Source organism: Acinetobacter sp. FY731 (assembly GCF_059515905.1).
In genome coordinates this window covers 204,241-230,543 of sequence record NZ_JCAKNB010000002.1, presented here as the reverse complement: position 1 = coordinate 230,543, position 26,303 = coordinate 204,241, and the positions used below count along the sequence as shown (strand labels likewise).

Annotated in this window: 22 protein-coding genes and 3 tRNA genes; 12 read left to right on the top strand and 13 right to left on the bottom strand. The window is 37.2% G+C overall.

Annotated elements, in window-relative coordinates; genetic code table 11:
* Positions 1 to 44 precede the first annotated feature (44 nt).
* Together hisH and hisB are read right to left on the bottom strand one after the other, a co-directional pair.
* Positions 45 to 662 carry an imidazole glycerol phosphate synthase subunit HisH gene (gene hisH, locus AC5YC8_RS03250; RefSeq protein ID WP_496163521.1) on the bottom strand — a complete coding sequence of 206 codons (618 nt, stop codon included), beginning with the start codon at positions 660 to 662 and terminating at the stop codon, positions 45 to 47.
* Positions 662 to 1,255, bottom strand: coding sequence for an imidazoleglycerol-phosphate dehydratase HisB (gene hisB, locus AC5YC8_RS03245; RefSeq protein WP_496163520.1), 594 nt, complete (start codon positions 1,253 to 1,255; stop codon positions 662 to 664). Before hisB ends, hisH begins: the two co-directional genes overlap by 1 nt.
* 94 nt (positions 1,256 to 1,349) lie before the next feature.
* Here hisB and AC5YC8_RS03240 point away from each other — a divergent pair, with 94 nt between their 5' ends.
* The 4 genes from AC5YC8_RS03240 to AC5YC8_RS03225 all read left to right on the top strand — a co-directional run bounded on the left by AC5YC8_RS03240 (position 1,350) and on the right by AC5YC8_RS03225 (position 3,012).
* Positions 1,350 to 1,727: a GNAT family N-acetyltransferase gene (locus tag AC5YC8_RS03240; RefSeq protein ID WP_496163519.1), complete on the top strand. Its 378-nt coding sequence runs from the start codon at positions 1,350 to 1,352 to the stop codon at positions 1,725 to 1,727.
* A 147-nt stretch (positions 1,728 to 1,874) separates the two neighbouring features.
* A tRNA-Phe gene (locus AC5YC8_RS03235) sits at positions 1,875 to 1,950 on the top strand.
* A gap of 137 nt (positions 1,951 to 2,087) precedes the next feature.
* Positions 2,088 to 2,163: transfer RNA gene (locus AC5YC8_RS03230), tRNA-Phe, on the top strand.
* Positions 2,164 to 2,286: 123 nt separating this feature from the next.
* Positions 2,287 to 3,012 carry a class I SAM-dependent methyltransferase gene (locus AC5YC8_RS03225; protein WP_496163518.1) on the top strand — a complete coding sequence of 242 codons (726 nt, stop codon included), beginning with the start codon at positions 2,287 to 2,289 and terminating at the stop codon, positions 3,010 to 3,012.
* On the opposite strand, the gene AC5YC8_RS03220 is transcribed toward AC5YC8_RS03225, so the two are convergent.
* From AC5YC8_RS03220 to ompR, 4 genes are all read right to left on the bottom strand, one after another.
* Positions 3,009 to 3,443 (bottom strand): GNAT family acetyltransferase, encoded by a 435-nt coding sequence (locus AC5YC8_RS03220; RefSeq protein ID WP_496163517.1) that lies wholly within the window; start codon positions 3,441 to 3,443, stop codon positions 3,009 to 3,011. The genes AC5YC8_RS03225 and AC5YC8_RS03220 overlap by 4 nt on opposite strands.
* Positions 3,444 to 3,575: 132 nt before the next feature.
* Positions 3,576 to 5,093, bottom strand: a complete 1,518-nt coding sequence (gene scpC, locus AC5YC8_RS03215) for a succinyl-CoA:acetate CoA-transferase ScpC (RefSeq protein WP_496117274.1) — start codon at positions 5,091 to 5,093, stop codon at positions 3,576 to 3,578.
* A 207-nt stretch (positions 5,094 to 5,300) separates the two neighbouring features.
* The gene (locus AC5YC8_RS03210) at positions 5,301 to 6,761 is read right to left on the bottom strand and encodes an ATP-binding protein (RefSeq protein WP_496117276.1); all 1,461 of its coding nucleotides are present in this window, start codon (positions 6,759 to 6,761) and stop codon (positions 5,301 to 5,303) included.
* Between the two features lie 236 nt (positions 6,762 to 6,997).
* The gene (gene ompR / locus AC5YC8_RS03205; RefSeq protein ID WP_154772257.1) at positions 6,998 to 7,762 is read right to left on the bottom strand and encodes an osmolarity response regulator transcription factor OmpR; all 765 of its coding nucleotides are present in this window, start codon (positions 7,760 to 7,762) and stop codon (positions 6,998 to 7,000) included.
* A 480-nt stretch (positions 7,763 to 8,242) separates the two neighbouring features.
* Between ompR and AC5YC8_RS03200 the strand changes: the two genes are divergently transcribed.
* The gene (locus AC5YC8_RS03200; protein WP_496163516.1) at positions 8,243 to 10,597 is read left to right on the top strand and encodes a Tex family protein; all 2,355 of its coding nucleotides are present in this window, start codon (positions 8,243 to 8,245) and stop codon (positions 10,595 to 10,597) included.
* Between the two features lie 60 nt (positions 10,598 to 10,657).
* On the opposite strand, the gene AC5YC8_RS03195 is transcribed toward AC5YC8_RS03200, so the two are convergent.
* The 3 genes from AC5YC8_RS03195 to AC5YC8_RS03185 form a co-directional block, all read right to left on the bottom strand.
* Positions 10,658 to 10,969: a hypothetical protein gene (locus AC5YC8_RS03195; RefSeq protein WP_496117280.1), complete on the bottom strand. Its 312-nt coding sequence runs from the start codon at positions 10,967 to 10,969 to the stop codon at positions 10,658 to 10,660.
* Between the two features lie 120 nt (positions 10,970 to 11,089).
* Positions 11,090 to 11,374, bottom strand: coding sequence for a hypothetical protein (locus tag AC5YC8_RS03190; protein ID WP_496163515.1), 285 nt, complete (start codon positions 11,372 to 11,374; stop codon positions 11,090 to 11,092).
* A 119-nt stretch (positions 11,375 to 11,493) separates the two neighbouring features.
* Positions 11,494 to 12,381 carry an SDR family NAD(P)-dependent oxidoreductase gene (locus AC5YC8_RS03185; RefSeq protein ID WP_496163514.1) on the bottom strand — a complete coding sequence of 296 codons (888 nt, stop codon included), beginning with the start codon at positions 12,379 to 12,381 and terminating at the stop codon, positions 11,494 to 11,496.
* Positions 12,382 to 12,934: 553 nt separating this feature from the next.
* Here AC5YC8_RS03185 and ettA point away from each other — a divergent pair.
* From ettA to AC5YC8_RS03155, 6 genes are all read left to right on the top strand, one after another.
* On the top strand, positions 12,935 to 14,596 hold the full coding sequence (gene ettA, locus AC5YC8_RS03180) for an energy-dependent translational throttle protein EttA (RefSeq protein ID WP_496117285.1): 1,662 nt from the start codon (positions 12,935 to 12,937) through the stop codon (positions 14,594 to 14,596).
* A 152-nt stretch (positions 14,597 to 14,748) separates the two neighbouring features.
* Positions 14,749 to 15,156 carry a cation efflux protein, CzcI-like gene (locus tag AC5YC8_RS03175; protein ID WP_496163513.1) on the top strand — a complete coding sequence of 136 codons (408 nt, stop codon included), beginning with the start codon at positions 14,749 to 14,751 and terminating at the stop codon, positions 15,154 to 15,156.
* Positions 15,157 to 15,204: 48 nt separating this feature from the next.
* Positions 15,205 to 16,593 carry a TolC family protein gene (locus AC5YC8_RS03170; protein ID WP_496163512.1) on the top strand — a complete coding sequence of 463 codons (1,389 nt, stop codon included), beginning with the start codon at positions 15,205 to 15,207 and terminating at the stop codon, positions 16,591 to 16,593.
* Between the two features lies 1 nt (position 16,594).
* Positions 16,595 to 17,818, top strand: coding sequence for an efflux RND transporter periplasmic adaptor subunit (locus AC5YC8_RS03165; RefSeq protein ID WP_496163511.1), 1,224 nt, complete (start codon positions 16,595 to 16,597; stop codon positions 17,816 to 17,818).
* Entirely contained in the window at positions 17,808 to 21,020 is a 3,213-nt protein-coding gene (locus tag AC5YC8_RS03160) for an efflux RND transporter permease subunit (protein WP_496163510.1), read from the top strand. Before AC5YC8_RS03165 ends, AC5YC8_RS03160 begins: the two co-directional genes overlap by 11 nt.
* A 64-nt stretch (positions 21,021 to 21,084) precedes the next feature.
* A complete protein-coding gene (locus AC5YC8_RS03155; protein WP_496163509.1) occupies positions 21,085 to 22,041 on the top strand; it encodes a cation diffusion facilitator family transporter in 957 nt (318 codons plus the stop codon).
* A gap of 21 nt (positions 22,042 to 22,062) precedes the next feature.
* On the opposite strand, the gene AC5YC8_RS03150 is transcribed toward AC5YC8_RS03155, so the two are convergent.
* The 4 genes from AC5YC8_RS03150 to AC5YC8_RS03135 form a co-directional block, all read right to left on the bottom strand.
* A complete protein-coding gene (locus AC5YC8_RS03150) occupies positions 22,063 to 22,404 on the bottom strand; it encodes a hypothetical protein (protein ID WP_496163508.1) in 342 nt (113 codons plus the stop codon).
* A gap of 149 nt (positions 22,405 to 22,553) precedes the next feature.
* Positions 22,554 to 22,629 (bottom strand) — tRNA-Glu (locus tag AC5YC8_RS03145).
* Between the two features lie 91 nt (positions 22,630 to 22,720).
* A complete protein-coding gene (gltX, locus tag AC5YC8_RS03140; RefSeq protein ID WP_496163507.1) occupies positions 22,721 to 24,229 on the bottom strand; it encodes a glutamate--tRNA ligase in 1,509 nt (502 codons plus the stop codon).
* 130 nt (positions 24,230 to 24,359) lie between these two features.
* Positions 24,360 to 24,662 carry a hypothetical protein gene (locus AC5YC8_RS03135; RefSeq protein WP_496117300.1) on the bottom strand — a complete coding sequence of 101 codons (303 nt, stop codon included), beginning with the start codon at positions 24,660 to 24,662 and terminating at the stop codon, positions 24,360 to 24,362.
* A gap of 407 nt (positions 24,663 to 25,069) precedes the next feature.
* Between AC5YC8_RS03135 and AC5YC8_RS03130 the strand changes: the two genes are divergently transcribed.
* On the top strand, positions 25,070 to 26,068 hold the full coding sequence (locus tag AC5YC8_RS03130; protein WP_496117301.1) for a sulfate ABC transporter substrate-binding protein: 999 nt from the start codon (positions 25,070 to 25,072) through the stop codon (positions 26,066 to 26,068).
* Positions 26,069 to 26,303: the final 235 nt, after the last annotated feature.

The following is a 26,303-nucleotide window of genomic DNA, read 5'->3' as shown; positions in this document are numbered from 1 at the left end:
TAAAGCCCAACCAAAGTTGAGCTTTTTTGAATTCGATTGAAAAATTAGATTTTCCATTCCACAAAGTTTTTCAACAGTTGTAAGCCTGCTGTATGACTTTTTTCAGGGTGGAATTGAGTCGCGAATAAGTTCTCTTTATGAATTGCTGTACAGAACTCAAGACCATAATCGCATGTTGCTGCAACAATAGATTTATCTTGTGGTTCAACATAAAAGCTATGCACAAAGTAAAAACGCGCATCTTGCTCAATGTCTTTCCACATTGGGTGGCTTGGGTCAGCTTGATGAACTTGGTTCCAACCCATGTGAGGTACTTTTAAACCATCAACATCGGGGAAGCGTTTTACACTACCTTCAAAAATACCCAGTGCATCTGCACCGCCATTTTCTTCAGAATGTTGCATTAATGCTTGCATGCCTACGCAAATCGCAAGTACAGGCTTATTGAATACGGCATTACGTACAACGTCATCAATACCTGCTTCATGCATCCCTTGCATGCAGTCACGCATTGCGCCCACACCTGGAAATACAATTTTGTCTGCTTGTGCAATTAACTTTGGATCATTTGTCACATCAACAGTTGCACCAACATGTTCTAGTGCTTTAGCTGCCGAGTGAAGATTTCCCATGCCATAGTCGAGAAGGGCAATACGGGTCATTACAAAGTACCTTTAGTTGAAGCAACAGTATTTTCAGCACGTGGATCTACTTCACATGCCATACGAAGTGCGCGAGCAAATGCTTTAAATACGCTTTCGATTTGGTGATGACTATTTTTGCCTTTTAAATTGTCAATGTGAACAGTCATTAAAGAGTGGTTCACAAATCCAATGAAAAATTCAGAGAATAAATCTACGTCAAAAGTACCAATACGAGCACGAGTGAATGGAACATCCATCCATAAACCCGGACGGCCTGATAAATCGACAACTACGCGACTTAATGATTCATCAAGTGGTGCATAAAAATGACCGTAGCGTTTAAGGCCTTTTTTATCGCCTAATGCTTGTGCAAAAGCTTGACCAAGTGTGATACCACAGTCTTCTACAGTGTGGTGGTCATCAATTTCAAGGTCGCCATCACAATGAATATCGATATCAAATAAGCCATGTCGCTTGATTTGATCGATCATATGATCTAAAAAGGGAACACCTGTATTGAGGGTGCCTTGACCCGTACCATCAAGATTTACACGAACACGAATTTTAGTTTCGTTGGTATTTCTTACCACTTCACTGATACGTTGCGTCATAAACACGTTCCTCAAAAACGTCGAAATGATTGATATAAAATATTTTTAGCGGTGACTAAACACTGCATATTAGATTGCTCAGGAGGGTTAATCAATGCCTATTAACGTACATGCCAAAACTTCTATTGAAAATGACGAAGTCCGTACTCAGCTTGAGCGACTGTATGACACCAGCCCAGAGTTTGCAGATGGGAAAGATGCCACAGAACAACTTGAACAAAACTTAGATCAGTATACCTTACTTTACATTGCAGAATTTAATACAAAAATCATTGGTGCTGTATGGTGTACAGGAAGAGATGACGCGCGAACGATTGAAAATATTGTTATTCACCCTGCTAACCGTGGGCGTGGTATTGCTGAGCGCTTAGTGAGTGAGGTGTGCAGAATGGAAGAAGAAAAAGGTGTGACAACATTTATTCCAGGTTGTGGTGCAATTCATCGTTGTTTAGAAAGTTTGAATAAGCTTTAAATTGATACGTAAGCATTAAGCAATTGTTTGTAAATCAAGCAATATTCAAATTAAATTACTAAATGTGATTTAAAAGTGAACATTTGATTGAATATCAAAGAAAGTAACTTGACGTGTTAACGCTGAAACGGTTTAATACGCGTCATCGGCGTGATAGCTCAGTAGGTAGAGCAACGGATTGAAAATCCGTGTGTCCCCAGTTCGATCCTGGGTCTCGCCACCATATTCAAACGTGAAAGCGTTTAAAAAAATCTCTAACAATAGTTGGAGATTTTTTTTGTGCAAAAAAAAAGCATTTAAATAAAAAAGTTAGGATTTATATTGACTATTATGTCGAGATACGGCTTAATACACCGCATCGGCGTGATAGCTCAGTAGGTAGAGCAACGGATTGAAAATCCGTGTGTCCCCAGTTCGATCCTGGGTCTCGCCACCATATTCAAAAAACCTCAAACAATGTTTGGGGTTTTTTATTGCTTAAAATTTGTGTCTAAGCATTGTTTTGCTAGGTGAATTCGCTAAATTAAAAATTCCAATCATGCGAATATTCGAATTAAAAATGAAAGATTTATTTTCGAACCATAGTCAGCTTTATCAAAAAGCACGTCCTTGTTATCCGCAAAGTATCGCTAATGAAATTTTAAAATATGTTGAATATACAGAGCTTGCTTGGGATTGTGGGGCAGGTTCAGGGCAATTTACACAAATATTAAGTTCATATTTTTCAAAAGTAATTGCAACGGATTTAAGTCAGCAACAATTAGATCAAGCACCTGTATTAAGCAATGTGCAGTATTTAGCGCAACCTGCGGAAGAAAATGATTTTCCATCAGCATGTTTTGATTTAATTACAGTAGCGCAAGCTATCCATTGGTTTAATTTTGATGACTTTTATAAGGAAGTAAAACGAGTACTGAAACCAAATGGTGTTTTTGCTGTAGTTGGATACGGCTTAATTCAGGCGAAAAATGAGAAACTTCAAAATGCAATTCAGCATTTATATTTTGAAACTTTAAAAGGATATTGGGATGTTGAACGGCATTATGTAGATGAATCTTATTTAACAATTCCATTTCCTTTTCAAGAAATTGAGATGCCAAAATTACACATGGAATATGAGTGGTCTGCTATTCAATTGTTAGATTATTTTAGAACATGGTCTGCAATAAGGCATTATCAAAAGCAAAATATAGATGATCCTTTGGCAGAATTAAAATACTTATTCAATCAAAATGATGTTGTTTATAAAGTTCAATTTCCAATCTTATTACGCATAGGGCGTTAGTCTTGGGTTGATGTATCAGAAATAAGTCGTTTGCCAAAGCATACAACCTCAACTTCTTCATATCCTAATTGTTCATAGAAGTTTTGATTGTCGATATTGTCTTTACGAACCAACAATTGCAACTTTGGGCAGCCAAGTGCAATTAAACGCTTTTCAAGTTGCTGTATAAGCGCTGTGGCGATGCCATTACGCTGAATGTGTGGATGAACTGCTAAATAGTTTAACCAGCCTCTGTGACCATCGTAGTCACCCATAATTGTAGCAATGAGTTCGTTATCTTTGACTGCGATTAAAAATAAATTATCCTTTTGAGCTAATTTTCTAAAGATATCAATTTCTGGGCTATTCCAAGGACGTGTTAAATCACAAAGTTCCCAAAGTGAAATAACATCTTCTAGGTCTGTTTCTAAAAATTGCCGAATAATAAACATAAGTCTTTAAAAGAAATTTTATAAGATGCTTTGAGATTAGTTAAAGTTGTATGAATAGTAAACAGTTTTGGTGGTTAATTTTGAACATAAAAAAACGCCCTAATAAGGGCGTTTTTTTAATAATGCTAAATCTTATGCTTCAGCAAGTTCTTCAGCTTCTACAAGCATTTTACCTTGCTCTTCGAAGTTAGAATGCCAAGACAAAGCTTCACGTAAGATGTGAGGAGTTTGACCACCTTTAGCACATGCACGAGCGAAGTAATCGTTCAATGCACCTTGGTACATTGGGTGTACACAGTTATCGATGATTGCGCGAGCACGTTCACGAGGTGCTAAACCACGTAAATCTGCAAGACCTTGTTCAGTTACTAATACGTCAACGTCATGGCAAGCATGGTCGATGTGAGAAGCAAATGGAACAACAGAAGAAATAGCACCGCCTTTTGCGATTGATTTCGTTACGAAGATTGCAATGTGAGCATTACGCGCGAAGTCACCTGAACCGCCGATACCGTTCATCATTTTAGTACCGCAAACGTGAGTTGAGTTTACGTTACCGTAAATATCGAACTCTAATGCAGTGTTGATACCGATGATACCTGTACGACGTACAAGTTCAGGGTGGTTAGAAATTTCTTGAGGACGAAGTACTAACTTATCTTTGTATGATTCGATGTTGTTAAATACTTTTTCACCGAATTTTTCAGATAAAGTGATTGAAGAACCAGAAGCGAACTTCATTTTACCTGCATCGATAAGTTCGAAAGTACAGTCTTGAAGTACTTCAGAGTACATCACTAAGTCTTCGAAGTTTGATTCTTTAAGACCTGTTAATACCGCATTTGCAATAGAACCAATACCTGCTTGTAATGGACCTAAGTTGGACGGTAGACGATCTGCAGCAACTTCACGTTCAAAGAATGCAATTAAGTGATCCGCAATGCTTTGAGTCTCATCATCTGGTTCAGTAACCGTAGACGGAGAATCATGTAATTCGCTGTTAAATACGATACCTACAATTTTAGATGGATCAACTTGAATTGCAGGAGTACCAATACGCTCATCAACTTTAGTTAATGGAATTGGTTGACGGTTTGGACGCATTTCAGGAATGTAAATGTCGTGTAAACCTTCAAAAGCTGGGCTTAAGTTTGTATTGATTTCAACAATTACTTGGTCAGCAAATTGAACGAAGCTTGCAGAGTTACCCACAGAAGTTGTTGGGATAATGCCACCATCTTCAGTGATTGCAATTGCTTCAATTACAGCAATGTCATTTTTCTTAAGTTGACCATTACGCATTTGTTCAACAGTTTCAGACAAATGCTGATCGATGAACATTACTTCGCCTTTGTTGATCGCTTTACGTAATGTGTTGTCTACTTGGAATGGAAGACGACGTGCAAGAACACCTGCTTCTGTTAGTAGTTTGTCTAGATCGTTACCAAGACTCGCACCTGTAACAAGTGTGATTTTTAATGGGTTTGCTTTTGCTTGTTCAACCAAAGCCAAAGGAACTGCTTTCGCTTCACCCGCACGAGTAAAGCCACTCATACCAACGGTCATACCGTCTTGGATAAACTTAGCTGCTTGTTCAGCGCTCATAACCTTATCATGAAGGCTAGCTAAACGAATACGATCTAAAGACATGGATTACTCTCATTAAAAATCTTAAAACTGAGTCGGATTGTACCGATCAAAAAAGCCATTTTGCATACCTGTTAGGCTAAGGTCTAATTTTTTGAAAAAATGAGGGTATAAATATAAATTATGGCTTTTATATTGTTGAAAATAAACGTGAAATTTATAGTTGTTGGATAGTTAATCAAAACTGTTTGATCAACTATCCACCACGATTTAGAAATGTTCTGTAATACTTTGCTTTAATTTTTCAAAGCGACTGATTGTTGGCACGTCTATTTTTTCGACTGGATTTATAGGTAAAGAGATAATAGCTTCAAGTCCACCTTGTTCTCGGTTTTTAATTGTAAGTTCACCTTGGTGAATATCGACAATACGTTTCACAATAGAAAGACCTAAACCGCTTCCTTGAATGGTTCGTGCTTCATTGCCTCGAACAAAGGGTTGCATAAGTTCTTCAATTTGACCCTCTGGAATACCATCTCCATTGTCTGCAACAGTAATTAAAATATTTTCATCTTCAATAGTTGCTGAAAGCTCAATGGGTTCAGCACCATAGCGTTTTGAGTTATTGATTAAGTTACCAATCAGTCGTTTTAGGGAAAGGGTACGTGCTTGTAGAATAGGTAATTCTGTTGGTTTATAACGAATATCCAGTGGTTTAAATTGAATAATCAACTCTTGTAAAACAGTATTTAAATCGGTGTCATGAATTTCTTCATCTGAACCATCGCGCATATATGAAATAAATTGATTGAGAATTGCATCCATGTCTTCTACATCATAAATAAAGCCCTCTTTAAGAAAGTCTTCATCGGGCATCATTTCTGCACTGAGGCGAATGCGTGTAAGAGGGGTGCGTAGATCATGTGAAATACCCGCTAACATAATGCGTCTATCACGTTCCGTTTGTTCAAGTGAGTAAATCATTTGGTTGAAAGCTTGGTTTACTTGCCGAATTTCAAGAGGACCGTGATTGGTTTCTAAATAAGGTGCAGTGCCTGTTTTGGTAAAACTATTTGCCGCATTTTGTAAGCGTAACAAAGGTCTATTGAGTTGGCGAACAAGCGTTAAAATAATGATAGCTGAAAATAATGGAACACCCAGTAGCCAGATTAAAATAAGTTCAGGACTATAGTTTGCATACGTTCTTAAGGGTTCTCGAACCCATTTGCCTTGCATTTCTGGAGTTTGGATCCAAATTTGAGGGCTGGGTTTAAATTGGAAATAAACCGTCGCTGACTCGATATTGAGTTCTTTCGCTAAGCTTTCTTCTACTTTATTGGTAAAAAACTCTGCAACAACTTTATCTTTTACATTTGGAAAATCTTTAGGATCTGTAACGTATTCTAGACCTGCTCGTTCATTGAGCCACTGATGGGGTGTAAGCTCTTTGCCTTGATATGAAATTGTAATATTGTTGTCGCGAAGTAATTCGAGTTCAATGGCTAAATAGCGGGCATGTTGTTGTATTTCAGGTAGATATAGTGTGCGCCAAAAGAACCACAAAGACATAAATAAGCTAAAAAAAACAACAAATACAACCAGTACGGCTGTTCGCATTGCAGCAGAACGTGGTTTTATCTTATCTAAAAAGCGTTCCCAAGGCGTGCGCTTTTTTTCTGAATAAGCGACATATTCTGTGAAATTTTGTGGGTCAACGGGTTCGAGTTTCACACCTGATTCCTTTAGATCTATTTTTAATGGCAGATGATTGTTCGAGATTTATAAGACAAACGATGTTGGTATCTTCGAAAAATTTGTACCATTTATTTTGAGTAAATCAAAAAAAGCCATTCACTGAACTTTTATATGTTCTCTAGCACAATAGATTGAACAAAATGTTAAAAGTTTGGAATGGCTTTTTAAAATTATGTAAGAGCTATTTTTAGCTCTTACATAAAGATAAATTTTTATTCAGCACCATCTGGAACAAAGACATAACCCACACCCCAAACTGTTTGAATGTAACGAGCACGGGCAGGATTTTCTTCAATTAAACGGCGCAAGCGTGAAACTTGAACATCGATAGAGCGTTCCATTGCACCCCATTCACGACCACGTGCAAGATTCATTAACTTGTCACGTGTAAGTGGTTCACGTGGATGCTGAACAAGCGCTTTAAGAACAGCGAATTCACCCGTTGTTAAAGTTACAACTTGAGATTCACGGGTTAAAGTACGTGTAGAAAGATCTAAAGACCAAGGACCAAAGCTGACGACTTCCATTTGCTGACTAGGTGCACCAGGTACTTCACGAACTTGGCGACGTAATACGGCACGAATACGCGCAAGTAATTCATTTGGATTGAATGGTTTTGGAAGATAGTCATCTGCACCAGCTTCTAAGCCAGCAATACGGTCTGCATCGCTACCACGAGCAGTTAGCATAATGACAGGTGTATCAATATTCGATTGGCGTAAACGTCGGCAAATACTTAAACCATCTTCTACGGGAAGCATAAAGTCTAAGACGATAAGAGAGAAAAGCTCACGTTGTAGTAAGCGATCCATTTGCGCTGCATCGTGTGCAGTTTTTACGACAAAGCCTTTATCTTCTAAAAAGCGTTGGAGTAATGTGCGAAGACGCACATCATCATCGACCACTAAAATGCGTTCGACACGATCAGTTTCGTTATGTACGACATCTGTATTTTCAGCAGGTACAACTAAACTCATGATGCACTCCCTAAATGTTGTAAATTATAAATATTCGTTAATCTCAGTATAATGCCTAAACTCTTGTTAAGACTATGTATCAATTTGCTCAAAATTACAATTTAAAGGGTGTTTTTAAACTAAAAAACAACATCTACAAGTAATTCAGATTATCTTTTGTGTACAAATCATAAAATTGTCATGTTTCAATTTAAAGATAAGGGCGTATCGTTTTATTTTATGAGATACAGGTAATTGTAGTTTTAAGTCTTGCTAGAGAAGAGGTCGGAAGATCTTTGCTAGAAAGCATTTTATGTTGTTAGACTAAAACAATAGATTCTAGCCAACAACAAGAAACTGCTGATTGCACAGAAAAAAATATTGAAAACTAAGCTTTTATAGTTTTTTTCTTTGGTAATTTGAAAAACAATTGTGGATTTTATGGTCTTGGTCTTTATAATCACTAACTTTTAGTCCTTATCCTTTGTGGAATTAAACACGATGACTGACTTAGTTCAGCAGTTGGCAAATGAAATTGCCGTACGTCCTAATCAAATTGAAGCTGCTATCAAGTTAATTGATGATGGAGCAAGTGTTCCATTTATTGCTCGTTACCGTAAAGAAGTAACGCAAGGTTTAGACGATACACAATTACGTCAGCTTGATACTCGTTTATCTTATTTACGCGACCTATTTGAGCGTCGTGAAAAAGTAATTGAATCATTAACAGAACAAAATAAATTGTCTGATGATTTGCTTGCTCGAGTGAATGCTGCTGAAACAAAAAATGCATTAGAAGAAATTTATGCACCGTACCGTCCAAAACGTACGAGCAAATCATTTAAAGCAAAAGAAGCTGGCTTGGGGCCAATTAGCGACAAGATCTTTAAAGAAGCAGTAGATCCTACAGAAGCTTTGGCTGGTTTTAGCCATGAAGATTATGCAGATTTAGAAAGCCAATTAGATGCAATCCAACATATCTTAATTGATGATTGGGCGCAAAATATTGCTTTAACAACAGAATTAAAAACAACATTTGCAAAAACAGCAGTTTTAAAAAGCTTAGTTGCGAGTGAAGAGAAAAAAGAAGTTGGTAAGAAATTCCGTGATTACTTCGATTTCTCTGAAAATCTAAATAAAGTACCTTCGCATCGTTTACTTGCAATGTTACGTGGTCGTCAAGAAAACGTACTTGGCTTAAAAGTAGATGGTGAAGATACTGCTCCACTTGCACGTATTGAAACTGAATACGATTTAGAAACTGCACAGCCGCAAAGCCGTCAAGATTTCTTAAAGCAAACAGCAAAATTATTCTGGTTGGGTAAAGTTCGTCCAAGCATTGAGCATTCATTACTGACTGAAAAGCGTTTGACTGCTGAAGCAGAAGCGATGAATGTATTTGCTGAAAACTTACGCCATTTATTACTTTCTGCTCCTGCAGGCGCACGCACAACTTTAGGTGTTGACCCTGGTATTCGTACAGGTGTGAAACTTGCGGTTGTAAATGCATCGGGTGACGTACTTGCACACAGCACCATTTATCCATTTGCACCAAAAGAAGATAAAGCAGGTTCAATTGCTGAACTTGAGCGTCTTTGCCGTGAGTTCAATGTAGAACTTATTGCGATTGGTAATGGTACTGCAAGCCGTGAAACTGAAGCTGTTGTCGCAGAAATGATGACTGCAAATACAGATTTGAAATTAACACGTGTTTCTGTATCTGAAGCAGGTGCATCGGTTTATTCGGCATCTGAATTAGCATCTGCTGAATTGCCTGATCTTGATGTTTCAATTCGTGGTGCAGTTTCAATTGCACGTCGTTTACAAGATCCGCTTGCTGAACTTGTGAAAATTGATCCTAAATCGATTGGTGTAGGTCAATATCAACATGACGTAAATCAAGCTGGTTTAGCGAAAACACTTGAAGCTGTAGTGGAAGACTGTGTGAACTCGGTTGGTGTAGATGTAAACACTGCATCTTCAGCAATTTTGGGTTATATCGCAGGTTTGAATAAATCAATTGCTCAGCAAATTGTAGACTTCCGTAAAGAAAATGGTCGTTTTGACAATCGCCAAGCTTTGAAAAATGTACCACGTTTAGGCGAGCGTACGTTTGAACAAGCTGCAGGTTTCTTACGTATTCAAGATGGTTCAGAGCCACTTGATGCTTCTGCTGTTCACCCTGAATCTTATGCATTAGTAAGTAAAATTGTTGATGCAAAAGCAACGACTGTAAAAGACATTATTGGTAATTCTGAAATTATTCGTCAAGTAGATGCTGAAGCATTGGTTGATGATAATTTTGGTCTTCCAACAATTAAGGATGTTTTAGCAGAGCTTGAAAAACCAGGTCGCGATCCACGTCCAGAATTCCGTACTGCTAAATTCCGTGAAGACATCACAGAAGTGAAGCAATTGACTGAAGGTTTACAATTGGAAGGTGTGATTACCAATGTAACGAACTTTGGTGCATTTGTTGATGTTGGTGTTCATCAAGATGGTTTGGTTCATATTTCTGAACTTGCGAATGAATTTGTATCTGATCCGCATAAAGTGGTTAAACCAGGTCAAATTGTTCAAGTACGTGTTTTAAACGTAGATGTTGAGCGTAACCGTGTGAACTTGTCTATGCGTCCTGAAGGTTCTGAAGCGCCAGCTAAAGCACCACGTCAGCCACGCCGTGAAAACAATGAACAGCGTACTGAACGTAAGCCTCAAGCTAAACGTCCGCAAAATGCGCGTCCTCAAGGTGATCGCCCTCAAGCGAAGAAACCACAAAACCAAAAACCTCAAGAGCAAAAAATTGGTGGTTTAGGTGCATTGTTATTACAAGCAGGGATTAAAGGTTCTAAATAATCTTTAACTGCTAAAGAAAAACCTCCCAAATGGGAGGTTTTTTATTTCTTAAATCAATTTTTATATAAGCGGAACAATCCAGCTACAAATAATGAGCATAATGCCCAAATGACCTAATTTTCGCGTTACGCTAATGAGTTTTGATGGTGGTTCATCTATTTGTTTTGCATACTGTTCAAGGCTTAATCCACCTTTACTATTGTTAGAGAATAAGAAAGTTCCCAAATCGATACAAATTAAAATAGTACCAATATCCGCTACAAGCTCCATAAGCACGTAGTCATTTTCATATAAAGAGACGCCTACTTTATAGCTCAAATAAAGTGCAAAAGCTAAACAAGCAAACTGTAAAACAAAACCAAGTATTCGCATAAACTCAATAAACAAAATGAAAAAGCATGATGTTTATAGCATGAAAAGAGTTCACTATAAAAAAATTAATAGTGAAATATAACTTTTCAAAGGGCTTTGTAAAGTGAAAATAGTACCGAATTAAATAGTAAATGTTTGAATTAAAAACCCAATAAACGTTGTGCTTAAACCCAATTTGGATGCTAAAAATTGATAGTTTAAGGTTGTTGTATTTGGATTGGTATTTTCCTTTTCACTTTGCATGTTTGTATGCAGTCCAAGATCTACAAGAAAGACCATCAAACCAAATTGCATTATTATTCTAAAATAAGGTGTTTCTGTTAGGCCAAAATCGGAAACAATATTTGTGAATAATAGTAATGCTGTTAAAAAACAAAAGATTTTAAATACGCTTGATCTACTCATGAGGTATCTCCTTAGTTTTTATTTTTAAATTTTTAATGATTATTCTTAAAGTATTATTAATTTTTATAAAAAAAGCAAAAAACCCTCAATTTAATCATTCAATTGAGGGTTTACAGATTCTACCAATGTTCACCTGGGAATAAGCGTGCATAGGCCTTTTGAACCCAATTCAATTTTTGTGGTTGTCCGACAGATGCACTTGAGCTTGGAAATAAGTTATAACCAATAGACATTAATTTATTATTAATATCTGGTGCAATGGAGTAAGTGATAGAGGCTAAACGACCTAAGTGAGTTGCAACTTTTTTAGGGCGCTTTACGATTGCTGTTGCAATTAAATTTGCTGCTTCTTCAGGAGATAGCGTTGGAACATATTTATAGATTTTAGTGGGGGCAATCATGGGGGTGCGTACAAGAGGCATATACACAGAAGTAATGGCAATATTGTGCGAATGAACTTCAGCAGATAAACAGCGACTAAAAGCATCTAATGCAGCTTTTGAAGCAACATAAGCAGAGAAGCGTGTGGCATTCGCTAGAACACCAATCGAGCTAATGTTAATAATATGACCATCTCGGCGGATCATCATTTGCGGTAAAATATTCATAACTAAACGAATAGCACCAAAATAATTTAATTGCATGGTGCGTTCGAAGTCGTGGAAACGGTCTACCGATTCATGAACGGCACGACGAATAGAACGTCCTGCATTATTAATAAGAATATCAATATGATCGACAGAACTTAAAATTTGGTTCGAAACTTCATCAATAGAGTCTAAATTATTTAAGTCACATGGGAAAACTAAGGCTTGACCACCTTTTGCCTCGATATCACGCTTTACTTCATTGAGTGTTTCTTCAGTACGAGCAACAAGAAGTACGCGTGCACCAGCATCTGCAAGTTTATGAGCAACAGTTAAACCAATACCACTGGATGCACCTGTAATAAGTACAGTTTTTCCATTTACTTTTTGTTTAAAGGTTTTTTCTAATCTAGTTTTCACGACTCTATATCCCTAATAAAAATTAGCTGAAATGTTGATGACTTCAAGGTTTCAGTTACTCATTAATAATGGCAGTTTAAAGCAATGCATAATGGAATGAATATCAAAAATGCTTGTTTTTATATTCATTCCATTATGCAAACTTTTAAATTTACATTCCCTTTAATCTTTTTATATTAATTGTTTATTTATTATTCTTAGCATGAAGTTTCGGTAAAACCAATATCTTGAAGGTGAAAATTTCTTATTATTTATACCAGAATTACAGTTTTTAAAAATATTGAATTTATACAAGCATCTATTCATTCGAATTTTATATTTCACCTTCATGGCGTTGAAATATTTTTTAGAGAAAATGTATTAAACAGAGTCTTTAAAACGATGATTAATTTGTAATCGAAAAGTTTTTTACAACAAAGTGATGAAGTTAATCTAGATGCCTTATTTTTTCGGGACTTTCATCGTATAATGGTCGATTATTTTTTCTGCTCATTTGAGTAGGGGGATAGGCTGTTGATATCTCCAGTTTGGTTTTTCTATTGAGGAGTCCTACGTGGCCCAATATATTTACACGATGAACCGTGTGTCGAAAATGGTTCCGCCTAAACGCGAAATCTTAAAAGACATCTCTTTATCATTTTTCCCAGGCGCTAAAATTGGTGTTCTTGGTTTAAACGGTGCAGGTAAATCTACCTTGCTTCGTATTATGGCTGGCGTAGATAAAGATTTCTCTGGTGAAGCTCGTGCACAACCAGGTATTAAAATCGGTTATCTAGAGCAAGAACCACCTTTGGATGAAACGAAAGACGTTCGTGGTAACGTTGAAGATGGTTTACGCGAACCGCTTGATGCTTTAGCTCGTCTAGACGAAGTTTTTGCTGAATATGCAGCTGAAGATGCTGACTTCGATGCGCTTGCAAAAGAGCAAGAGAAGCTAGAAGCAATTATTCATGCTTGGGATGCACATAATCTTTCAAACCAAATGGATCAGGCTGCTGCAGCATTGAACCTTCCAGCTTGGGATGCAGATGTTAAGTTGCTTTCAGGTGGTGAACGCCGTCGTGTTGCGCTTTGCCGTTTGTTATTGTCTAAACCAGACATGTTGCTTCTTGATGAACCGACAAACCATTTAGATGCTTCATCTGTTGCTTGGTTAGAGCGTTTCTTGAAAGACTTTGCTGGCACAATCGTTGCGATTACGCATGACCGTTATTTCTTAGATAACGTAGCAGAGTGGATTCTTGAGCTTGACCGTGGCATGGGTATTCCATACCAAGGTAACTACTCTTCTTGGTTAGAGCAGAAAAATGCTCGCTTAGAACAAGAGAACAAGCAAGAAGAGTCTTTTGCTAAAGCATTGAAAAAAGAACTTGAATGGGTTCGTTCAAATGCGAAAGGTCAGCAAAAGAAAAACAAAGCGCGTATGGAGCGTTTTGAAGAACTTAACTCTCGTGAGTTCCAACAACGTAACGAAACTTCAGAAATCTACATTCCACCTGGTCCACGTTTAGGTAACAAGGTTGTAGAAATTGAAGGCATCAGCAAATCGTTTGGTGATCGTACGCTTTATAAAGATTTAACATTCACAGTACCACCATGTGCAATCGTGGGTATCGTGGGTGAGAACGGTGCGGGTAAAACGACACTATTCCGTATGATGACTGGCGAGCAACAACCAGATACAGGCTCTGTAGTTCTTGGTGAGTCAGTTAAAGTGGCTTACGTAGGTCAGATTCGTGACACCTTAGATGACAACAAAACGGTTTGGGAAGAAGTTTCTGGCGGTTTAGACATCTTAAAAATTGGTGATTACGAAATTGCATCTCGTGCATATATCGGTCGCTTTAACTTTAAAGGTCAAGATCAGCAAAAACGTGTAGGTCAATTGTCAGGTGGTGAGCGTAACCGTTTACAACTTGCGAAAATCCTACAAATGGGTGCAAATGTAATTTTACTCGATGAACCGTCAAACGACTTGGACATTGAAACTTTACGTGCACTTGAAGATGCGATTCTTGTATTCCCAGGTACTGTAATGGTGATCTCGCATGACCGTTGGTTCCTAGACCGTATTGCAACGCACATCTTGTCATTTGAAGGTGAAACACCTGAGTTCTTCACAGGTAACTATGCTGAATTTGAAGCATACCGTCAAAAACGTGATGGTGATGACTTAGTGACTAAGCGTCAAAAATACCGCAAAATTGGTAACTAATTTCCAGTTTTGAAATAAAAAACCAGCCTTCGGGCTGGTTTTTTTATTACATAAAATTACCAATTGGGGCTCGTTATCAAGTAAATGTAATTTTATTACGTGCAGCTCACTTGTTATATTCCCTGCATAATTTTGATTGACTGATTGGTTGCGTGAAACGTTCAGGGTTATTGATTACCGTCTTGTTAAGTTTGTTCATGTTTCAAAGTGTTTGGAACGTGGCAGCCGCTTTTTGTCTTCATCAAAGTGAACCGAATGCTGAAGTAATTAATCATTTTGGGCATCATTTAGATGAAAAAAGTCTACAAGTAGAAAAAGTAAAGCAACAGTCGACTCTGAAATTTATTCAATATTTAGAGCAAATTGATCATGATGATCATCGTGATCATTTGCCGTCTTTAGCGCATGTTTTTTTAAGTGAACATGATGCTGAAATTCATTTAGATATTTCTATTTGGAGTATTGGAGATCAATACTCCAAATGGGAAAACACGTATAAATCTCCTCATTTAAACACTCTTAAACAGCCTCCTATTTTGACCCCGCTATTGGTGGGGTAGCCGAAATTTAGCCCACCACTTCGTTCATTTACTTAGTGGGGCATTACTATGTCTAAAAAACAGTTGAATCAATTTTCAACATTGCATAAACGTATTTTTATTCAAACTAGAGCTTGTGTATTTGCTATTGCTTTAGTGGGTGTGGGTGCATTGCCAGTGGTTGTAAAGGCATCTACAAATACTGAAAGTTCACCAGTGACGCTTGAACAAATTCTGCAACGTGTACGTGAATATCAGGACAGTCAGGGTATTTGGAAAACACAGCAAAAAATTGCTGAAGCTAATATTCACAATAGTAAATTGTGGACAAATCCAAGTTTGAATATTGAGCAAGCGGGCTTTTCAAATAATCAAGACAAGGAGTTCACTATTGGTGTTTCTCAACCTTTAGACATTTTTGGGCAAAAAAAGGCACAACAAAAAATGGCTCGCTTGAGTCGTGATCAATTGGGATTAAAACAAAAAATTTATGATGAGCAGCTTCAATTAATTGTGAAGTATTCATGGTCTCAAGTCATGCTTTCAGAGGTGGAAGCTTCGTTATTGATGGAGCAATTAAAAGTTAGTGAAGAAAGTTTAAATATCGCTGAGAGAAGATTTCGTGCGGGAAGTATTGCTCAGGTTGATGTAGATCGTGTGAAGTTAACGCATATTGAAAATATGAAGTTGGTTCAACAAGCAGGTTTGCGCTTGCAAACAGCGAGAAAACAATTGGCTCATTTATGGGGGGCGGGTGAAAGTCGTAATGCTGTTGGGCGCGATATTACTTCATTTTGGCCACCAAAAGTTTTAGAGAAAGTAACTGCAAATTTATTGGAAAACTTAATTGAAAAATCTCAAAATTTTCAAATTTTAGAAGCAAAAGCGCAGGTGGAAAGCTTAAGAGCTGAAGCACGTCCAAATCCTGATGTGAATTTGAGCGTTAAAAAAACAAAAACTCCGCAAAATGAAAGTGATGATCAGCTGACGCTTGGTGTCACTATTCCTTTGGCAATTTTTAACCGTAATCAATACGGTATTCAAATTGCACAAGCAAAAGAAAATCTAATAGAGAAACAAAAGCAATTTTCTCAAACACAGAATAAGCGTGAACTATATGCCTTGTTGGGTGAATTAGATGGCTTAAAAGAGCAATTTAATTTGGTTTCTCAACAGCAAATTCCACTTGCATTGGCGATACAAAAAAAGACATTGGCAGGTTTTCAAGCTGGAAAATTCACTGTGATGGATGTTCAGCAAGCCACAGCTCAACTTCATGATGTACGTATTCAAAGTGCACAACTGTTGAAGAGCGCTTGGCAAAAAGCCATTGAGATTGAAAGTTTAAGTTTGGGTATAGATCCAAGTGTTGTCACTACAAGTGATGCTCTTTCACAAATTAATCAAAATTTAATTCAAGAAACACAAGCATTACCTGTAATTGGAATGGGAAATTAAGATGAACATAATGCAAAAACAATTCGGAAAAATTTCTCAACAACTAGTCATCATCGTTATTTTATTTATAACGGCAGTGTTTGTTTTAACATTTATTATTTTTAAAAAGCCAAATCAGAAAGATGATGATCATCAAGCAGAATCTATGACTGAAGAACACGAAGGTGAAGAAGATCATGAGGAGGAAGATGTAATTTCACTTAGTTCACAACAGATGGTGGAACAAGGGGTTCAAATTGCAAAAGTGGATACAGGCATAATTGATCAGCTAGCAAGTTATCCTGCAAAGCTTACGGCAAATACAGACCGACAAGCACATGTTTCACCAAGTTTTAGTGGTCAAGTGCAGTCTGTACATGTCGAGCTGGGTCAGCAAGTTAAAAAAGGACAGGCACTGGCAACATTATTGGTGCCTGAACTTGTCGATTTACAAGCGCAGTTGCAAATTGATCGGACAAACTTACAACTTGCTCAAGAAGATTTTGCGCGTGAAAAAGATTTGTGGTCGCAAGGAATATCTGCAAAACAAGACTATCAACGAGCATCTAATGCTTATCGACAAGCCCAAATTCAAGTTCAAGCCTCTCGCGCAAGATTATCGGCATTTGGTGCAAGTTCGGGGGCAAATGGTCGTTATGTATTAACAGCACCTATAGCAGGGGTTATTAGTGAAAAAGATTTGGTGGTTGGTGAAAATGTTCAATTAGCAAGTCAGTTATTTGTAATTGATCAGTTGGATCAGCTGTGGCTAGAGTTCATTGTACCCAATATTGATATTGCTAAAATTCAGCCAAATCAAACAATTCAATTTAAATCACTGCAAACAAATAAGCTCTATAAAGCACAAATTATGAATTTAAATTCAATTGCTGATGCTCAAACAGGGCGTTTGCAAGTGCGAGCAAAAGTCTTAGAGCAAGCTGAAGAATTACGTCCAAACTTAATGGTGAATGTTGAACTTCAACAGAATCAGCCTAAAGCTGTAGTACGTGTTGCAAAAGAAGCAATTCAGCAAATAGAAGGTAAAAATGTCATTTTTGCACCAAGTTCACAAGCAAGTAAAGTTAACTTTAAACCTTTAGCTGTCACGACTGGGCAAACATCTGCGGATGGTCAATGGATTGAAATTACAGAGGGTATTAAACAAGGACAATCTTATGTGAGACGTGGAAGTTTCCTATTGAAATCCGAAATGGAAAAAGGGGAGGCAAGCCATGGACATTAAGCAAAGTCAGAGCAATCGGGTGAATGAAGATGAATTTGAAAAAGCAGAAGGCATCTTTGATCGCATCATTCATTTCTCAATACAGAATGCAATTTGGATTATGCTTTTTGTCGCAGCGTGGATTGCGGTTGGTATTTATAGTTACCAAAAGCTACCGATTGATGCTGTGCCTGATATTACCAATGTACAAGTACAAATAAATAGTCAAGCCAATGGTTTTACAGCGCTTGAAGTGGAACAACGCATTACATATCCCATTGAAACAGCAATGGCGGGTATTCCAGATTTAGAGCAAACACGCTCTATATCACGTTATGGTCTTTCTCAAGTGACTATTGTCTTTAAAGATGGTACCGATATTTATTGGGCAAGACAGCAAATTAATCAGCGCTTGCAAGAAGCACGTACAGAATTACCAAATGATATTTCTCCGTTGATGTCACCCGTATCAACAGGATTGGGAGAAATTTATCAATGGGTGATTCAGGCAGAAAAAAATGCAAAAAAGCCAGATGGAACTGCTTATGAACCAAAAGATCTAAGGGAAATACAAGATTGGATTGTGCGTCCACAATTACAAAAAGTGAAAGGTATAGCTGAGATCAATAGCATAGGGGGTTATAACAAAACTTATGTGGTCGAGCCCGATTTATACCGTTTGCAACAAATGCAAATTCCTCTGTCAGATTTGCAAAAGGCTTTGCAAGAAAGCAATGAAAACCGTGGTGCAGGTTATTTGGAGGAAAATGGACAGCAACTTACCGTTCGTGTACCTGGGACATTAAACAATGTTGCAGATATTGAAAATATTACAGTCAGTACCAAGCAGGGCTATCCTATTCGAGTGGCTGATCTTGCTCAAGTTTCAATAGGTCATGATTTAAGAACAGGTGCGGCTACTTACAATGGCGAAGAGACCGTACTTGGTATTGCCATGATGATGATGGGAGAGAACAGTCGTACTGTTGCTAAGGCTGTCGATTCAAAAGTTCAAGAAATTCAGAAGTCATTGCCCAAAGGTGTCACTATCACCACAGTCTATGACCGAACAACATTGGTCGAACGTGCAATTCAAACCGTACAAAAAAATTTAGTAGAAGGTGCAATCTTAGTGATTGTGATTCTATTTTTATTTTTAGGTAATTTTCGTGCAGCTTTAATTGTTGCCTGTGTCATTCCATTATCAATGTTATTCACATTAACAGGAATGGCGGAAAAAAATATTAGTGCAAACTTAATGAGTTTGGGTGCTTTGGACTTTGGAATTATTGTTGATGGTGCCGTGGTCATTGTAGAAAACTGCATACGACGTTTAGCAGAAGCACAACATTTAAAGGGTAGATTGCTGACCCGAAGTGAGCGTTATCGAGAAGTATTTCTTGCAGCTCAACAAGCAAGAAGACCGCTGATTTTTGGACAACTGATCATTTTGGTGGTGTATTTCCCGATCTTTGCCTTATCGGGTGTGGAAGCTAAATTATTTCATCCTATGGCGTTTACGGTGGTATTAGCTTTAGTTGGTGCAATGATCTTATCTGTCAGTTTTGTGCCTGCAGCTGTGGCAATGTTTGTTACGGGTGAGGTGAAAGAAACAGAGTCGCGTTGGATGCTGTGGTTAAAGAAAAAATATGAATATATTTTAAATTTAGCTTATCAATTTAAATATGCGGTCATCACCCTTGCGATGTGTATTTTAGTAATTACAGGTGTTATTTCAACGCAGGTGGGAAGTGAGTTTGCTCCAACACTCAGCGAGGGCGATTTTGCAATTCAACAAATGCGTTCACCCAGCACAAGCTTAGAACAATCACTTCGTATGCAGGAAAATACTGAGAAATTACTGCTGAAGAACTTCCCCGAAATTAAAGGTATTTTTGCACGGACAGGGACAGCCGAAGTGGCAACAGATGTAATGCCACCTAATATTTCAGATGGTGTCATTTTATTAAAATCGAAAGATGCATGGCCAAACTCAAAAGAGTCTATTGAAGATTTACGTGGTCGAATGGAAGCATTTCTAGAAACTTTGCCAGGTAACAATAGTGAATTTTCACAGCCAATTGAATTGCGTTTCAATGAATTAATTTCGGGAATACGTAGTGATGTTGGGGTGAAAATCTTTGGCGATGATATGGATGTACTGAATCAAGAAGCTGAAAAAATATCGAAACAGATTCAAAAAATTTCTGGTGCAACAGCCGTTAAAGTTGAACAAACAGATGGTCTACCATTGCTCAATGTAGAAGTGGATAAAGCGTTAGCAGCTCAATATGGATTGTCTGTAAAAGAAATTCAAGATTTGGTCGCAACTGGTGTTGGTGGGCAGAATGTCGGGCAGATATTACAAGGAGATAGGCGCTTTGATTTTGTTATCAGGTTAAATGACAAGCAAAGAACGGCTTTACAATTGGCATCCTTGCCAGTTCAACTTCCGAATGGTGGGCTTATACAGCTACAAGATGTGGCGAAAGTTGAAAACATTTTGGGTGTGAATCAAGTGAGCCGTGAAAATGGAAAACGCCGAGTTGTTATTACTGCCAATGTATCTGGTCGAGATTTAGGTTCATTTGTAAATGAATTGCAAACGACTTTGGCACAGCAACCATTACCAGTAGGGTATTGGTTAGATTATGGCGGTCAATTTGAAAATCTTGCTTCGGCTAAAAGTCGAATGCAAATAGTAGTGCCTCTTGCGCTGATCACTATTTTTATATTGCTCATGGCTGTTTTTCATAATTTCAAAGAAAGTTTACTTGTATTTAGTGGTGTTCCTTTTGCACTTTCAGGCGGATTGATCGCGCTATGGTTGCGAGATATACCTCTATCAATGTCTGCTGGTGTTGGGTTTATTGCACTATCTGGTGTTGCGGTCTTGAATGGCTTAGTCATGCTGACTTTTATTAAAGAGCTTCGAGAACGTCTAGATATACATTTAGCGACATGGCAAGGCGCAATTTTACGGTTACGTCCAGTATTGATGACTGCTTGTGTCGCATCACTTGGTTTTGTCCCTATGGCAATTGCAACAGGAACAGGGGCGGAGGTTCAAAGACCTTTAGCAACAGTGGTCATTGGCGGAATTTTATCATCCACTATTTTGACATTAGTGTTATTGCCTGTGATTTATCGCTGGATGAATGAAACGAAAAGTATTGGTTTTTTAGGTGTTTTGAAAGAGAAAATTATTCTTTATTTCAAATAATGCTAAGCTGAATTACAAAATAGAAGGTGGCTTTGAGTCACCTTCCTAAAATAAGGAGTCTGCTATGAGTGGACATCATGGACATGACCATAGTCATGCGGTAGTGACAGAGGGCAATGCTAAAAAACTGACATTTGCCTTAATTTTGACTTCAATCTTTTTAGTGGTTGAAGTAATTGCGGGCTTTATTACACAAAGTTTGGCACTGTTATCCGATGCGGCACATATGTTTACCGATGCTGCTGCGCTTGCGATTGCATTAGTTGCTATTAAAATTGGTAAATTGCCTGCGGACAGTAAAAGAACATTTGGCTATCAGCGTTTTGAAATTTTAGCAGCACTTTTTAATGCTTCTATGCTGTTTGTAGTGGCAATGTATATTTTATATGAAGCTTATCAGCGCTTTAGTCAGCCTCCAGAAATTCAAAGTACTGGAATGATGATAGTCGCTATAATTGGCTTAATCATTAACTTGATTTCCATGAAGATTCTGTTTTCAAGCTCAAAAGAAAGTTTGAATATAAAAGGAGCCTACCTTGAAGTTCTAAGTGATGCTTTAGGTTCTGTGGGAGTCATTATTGGTGCTGCTGTTATTTATTTCACAGGATGGATGTGGGTAGATACGTTAGTTGCTGTGCTTATAGGTTTTTGGGTGCTCCCTAGAACTTGGATTTTACTTAAGCAAAGTATCAATATTTTATTAGAAGGTGTGCCAGAAGAAATTGATATTGAAGAATTGCGAAATGATTTGTTGAGCTTAAAAGATGTTGAAAGCATTCATCAATTGAAAGTTTGGGCAATTACCTCAAAGAATGTGCATTTAACTGTGCATTTATTTGCACCTAAGGCAGACCGAAACGTGCTGTATAAAGAAGCCTTAGGAATGTTGACACATGAGCATGGTATTACTGAAATGACTTTGCAAATAGAAGATGATGAATGTATTACGCATTCACATGAAAGTCATAAGCATCAACATCATGGTGAAGAAGATGTACAACAACACTCACATCAACATTAATGTTGATGTGAGTTAATGATTTTAGCTTTCCCATTCATGGTTGCAGTCACGGCATTTCCATTTTTTTTGCGATTGCATGAAGGCTTGCATTGAAATTTTAAAATCAGGTAAATCACGATAGAACAAGAAACCTGCAATAACGCATGCAAAGAACACAGCAATAGTGGCAAGTTGTAATGTTTCACCTGCACCATTACCGAATGCCCACATTGCAATGCTAATTGAAACTAAAAGTAATAAAATTAAAATGGCTGGAATCAGAAAAATTAAGCTTTTAGGTACAACAGGACGTGCAACAGCTTGACCAGGTTGAGTAATAGGTAATAGTTTTGCACTTTGGCATTTCGGGCAGCGATATTGCATTACAACTCCAAATTTTAATTTATAGCTTATTTTAATCAGAATAATGTAGAAAGCAAAAAAAGACATTACATTAAATTTTAGGCAATAAAAAACCCAAGTCATAATGCTTGGGTTTTTTATTAAGACCACTTCAAAAGTAATCTTGAATATGGCGTCCCTACGGGGATTCGAACCCCGGTTACCGCCGTGAAAGGGCGATGTCCTAGGCCTCTAGACGATAGGGACAAGTGAGGCAACAGGATTGGTGTTAAACACTGCATCTCTGTATGGGCGCTATATTATGGATATAACACCCATGCGTCAACTAAAAAATCACTTATGCTTCATCAACTGCGTCATTTTTCGGCAATTTTAAGCTTTCATTAAGTTTTTCCCATATTTTTACTTCTTTTTTGCTCGGTCCACCTACAATTTCAAGTGCATGACGTAAACGAGCGAAGGTTAAGTCTGGACCAAGAGTAACCATAGACTGCATTACTGGTGTTGAAGAAGTTGAACCTGCAATAGCAATGAAGAATGCAGGCATGAAATCACGAAGCTTAATTTCCATTTGGTTTGCTAAATCCATAAGTGTTTGACTTACAGTGTCGTTATTCCAAGTGAATAAGCTTTCTAAACGCCAAATTGCAAATTGTAAGCTTTGGCGAACTTGCTCTTCAGACAACTTCTTGCTTTCAAATTGTTCTTTTGACAAAGTTGGGAATTGGTTGAAGAAGAAACCAGCCCAATTCACAGCTTCAGATAAAAGGTTGATACGCGGTTGAATCGCAGCAGCAATATCTTCTAGTGTTTGACGATCAGATTTCCACGCTAACAAAGTGTCAAGTAATTGACTAGGAGTTAAGCCTTTAATCCACTGACCATTTAACCAATTTAATTTTTCAACATCAAAAATTGGACCGCCCAATGAAACACGTTGAATGTCAAAATGTTCAATCATTTCTGCCAAAGTGAATTTTTCACTTTCATCAGGCATAGACCAACCCATACGACCTAAATAGTTTAATAAGGCTTCAGGAAGCACACCAATATCTTTATAGTAATTAATTGATGTTGGGTTTTTACGCTTAGATAGTTTTGATTTATCTGGGTTGCGTAGAAGTGGCATGTGGCAAAGCACAGGCATATCCCAACCAAAATATTGATAAAGTAATTGGTGTTTAGGTGCAGAAGGAATCCATTCTTCACCACGAATTACGTGTGTGATTTCCATTAAATGGTCATCTACTACGTTTGCTAAATGGTATGTTGGTAAGCCATCTGTTTTTAGAAGAATTTGCATGTCCACTTGTGCCCATGGAATTTCCACTTCGCCACGGAGCATATCGTTAAACTTACAAATACCTTCAGTTGGGATTTTCATACGAATAACATGGGGTTCGCCAGTCGCTAAACGCTGCTCGACTTCTTCTTTTGAAAGATTTAAACCACGACCATCGTAACGAGGAGATTCCCCACGAGCTTGCTGTTCAGCACGCATTTGATCAAGTTCATCGCTTGTTGCGAAACAGTAGAAAGCATGCCCTTTGTCTACAAGCTCTAAAGCATACTGTTTATAAATACCCATACGTTCAGATTGGCGGTATGGTGCATGTGGACCGCCAACATCTGGTCCTTCAGACCAGTTTAAGCCTAACCAACGAAGTGAGTCTAAAATCATTTTTTCAGATTCAGGCGTTGAGCGAAGTTGGTCGGTATCTTCAATACGAAGAATAAATTCACCACCATGTTGTTTTGCAAAACATAGGTTAAACAAAGCAATATAAGCAGTACCTACATGAGGGAAGCCAGTAGGAGAAGGAGCAATACGAGTACGAACTGTCATAACTAGATATTATTTAGAATGCAAATTGAAACTATTATAACGAAAAAGCCTAACTACTTTTATGTTTAATTCGGCATAAAGTAATTAGGCTTTAATTTGTAAAATAATTAGGGATCTTAAGTTACAAATATTATGAATTATCTTGTGAAAAAATAGACTGAATAAAGCGAGAAAAACGCTCATTTTGAGATGCAAAGAAACTTTGCGTAGGTGGTACATTAATAGATGTAAGCACTTTTAAACTATTTTCAGAGCTAAATTTACGTTCATTCTTTTGTTGTTGTAATGCTTTTTCAATAGGTGAAACTTTAGCTACAATTGACGTTGTAGTTTTTGAGTCAGTAGTTGATTTTATTGCAGCAGCAAAACTTGCTTGTGAAAATGCAATTAATCCTATAGTTAAGCAAAATGCTTTAAATAAAGTTCGGATCATTTCCAAATATCCCCTATTTTGGTTCGAACAATTTTAATAAATTGTTAACAAAATCGTGTTTTTTTGTATTTCAGGTGTTTATTTAACCATATCTTGTATAATAAATGTAGATCTGTGTCACAAATGTTACAAAAAAGATATATTTCATCTGAAGTTTACTGATTTAAGTCAGTGATCATACAAAAACGGATGCTAGTTTTACCAAATGACTATGTGGAGAACATGGAGATTTCACATATTGCATGAGAAGTGATGAATTTAAAATCATAAAAAGTGAATTTTATATGCGTTTATTCGATATCTTGAAAATGAAATAGTAATAAATAATATTCTATAAGCATTTGATTGTTAAAATCTTTTTATATTTTTATGATGCTATTGGTTATTTAATTTAAAAAGAGTTAAAAATGAAAAAAATAATAGTATCGAGTGTTTTAACAGTATTAAGTAGTTTGATTGCACATAATGCGACCGCCAAAGATTTCTTGAATGTTTCCTATGATCCAACACGTGAATTTTATCAAGAATACAATAAAGAGTTTGGGGAATATTGGAAGAAAAAAACCAATCAAACTGTGAACTTTAAACAATCACATGGTGGCTCTGGAAAGCAAGCAAGAGCTGTGATTGATGGCTTACAAGCCGATGTTGTTACTTTGGCATTAGCTAACGATATTGAAGAAATTGTAAATGCAGGGTTAATTAAAAAAGATTGGCAAAAGCAATTTCCAAATAATTCAGCACCTTATACATCTACAATTGTTTTCTTAGTGCGAAAGGGCAATCCAAAAGGCATTAAAGATTGGAATGATTTAACTAAACCAGGCGTAGAAATTATCACACCCAACCCGAAAACAGGTGGTGCACCTCGCTGGATTTATTTGTCTGCATGGGGTTATGCACTAAAACAACCAGGTGGTAATGATGCAAAGGCAAAAGAGCTAGTTACAAAGCTTTATCGAAATGTAAAAGTATTGGATTCGGGAGCGCGTGGTTCATTAACAACGTTTGCTGAACGAGGTATTGGGGATGTTTTACTTTCTTGGGAAAATGAAGCATTACTTGCAACACAAGGTCCAGATAAAGATAAATATCAGATTGTTTATCCGTCTATTTCGATTTTGGCAGAGCCTTCTGTGGCAATTGTAGATAAAAACGTAGATAAAGACGGTAATCGAAATTTAGCCCAAGGATATTTGAATTATTTATATTCTCCTAAAGGACAGGAGTTGGCGGCAAAAAATAATTTCCGTCCACGTAATGCACAAGTTGCAGCAAAATATGCAAATAAATTTCCGAAAGTACAAACATTTACCATTGAAAATGTGTTCGGAGGATGGGCGAAAGCACAAAAAACTCATTTTGTGAATGGAGCTATTTTTGACCAAATTTATACTGAAAAGTAAGAGCTAATATACAAATCATTTAATGTATAACGGTATGCATGAGAAGATGGATAATTTTTATTATTCATTTTTCTGCATAAGGATTGCATAAAAACATATAAAATGGAATATAGACTATTTTTTCAAATTATTTTAATTGAAAACAGTTGTTTAAGTGGTTTTTATGAGTTTTTGTTATGAATAAATAAAAATTATCTGAATTGCGGTTTATGGATTTACTTCATATAGTTAGTAC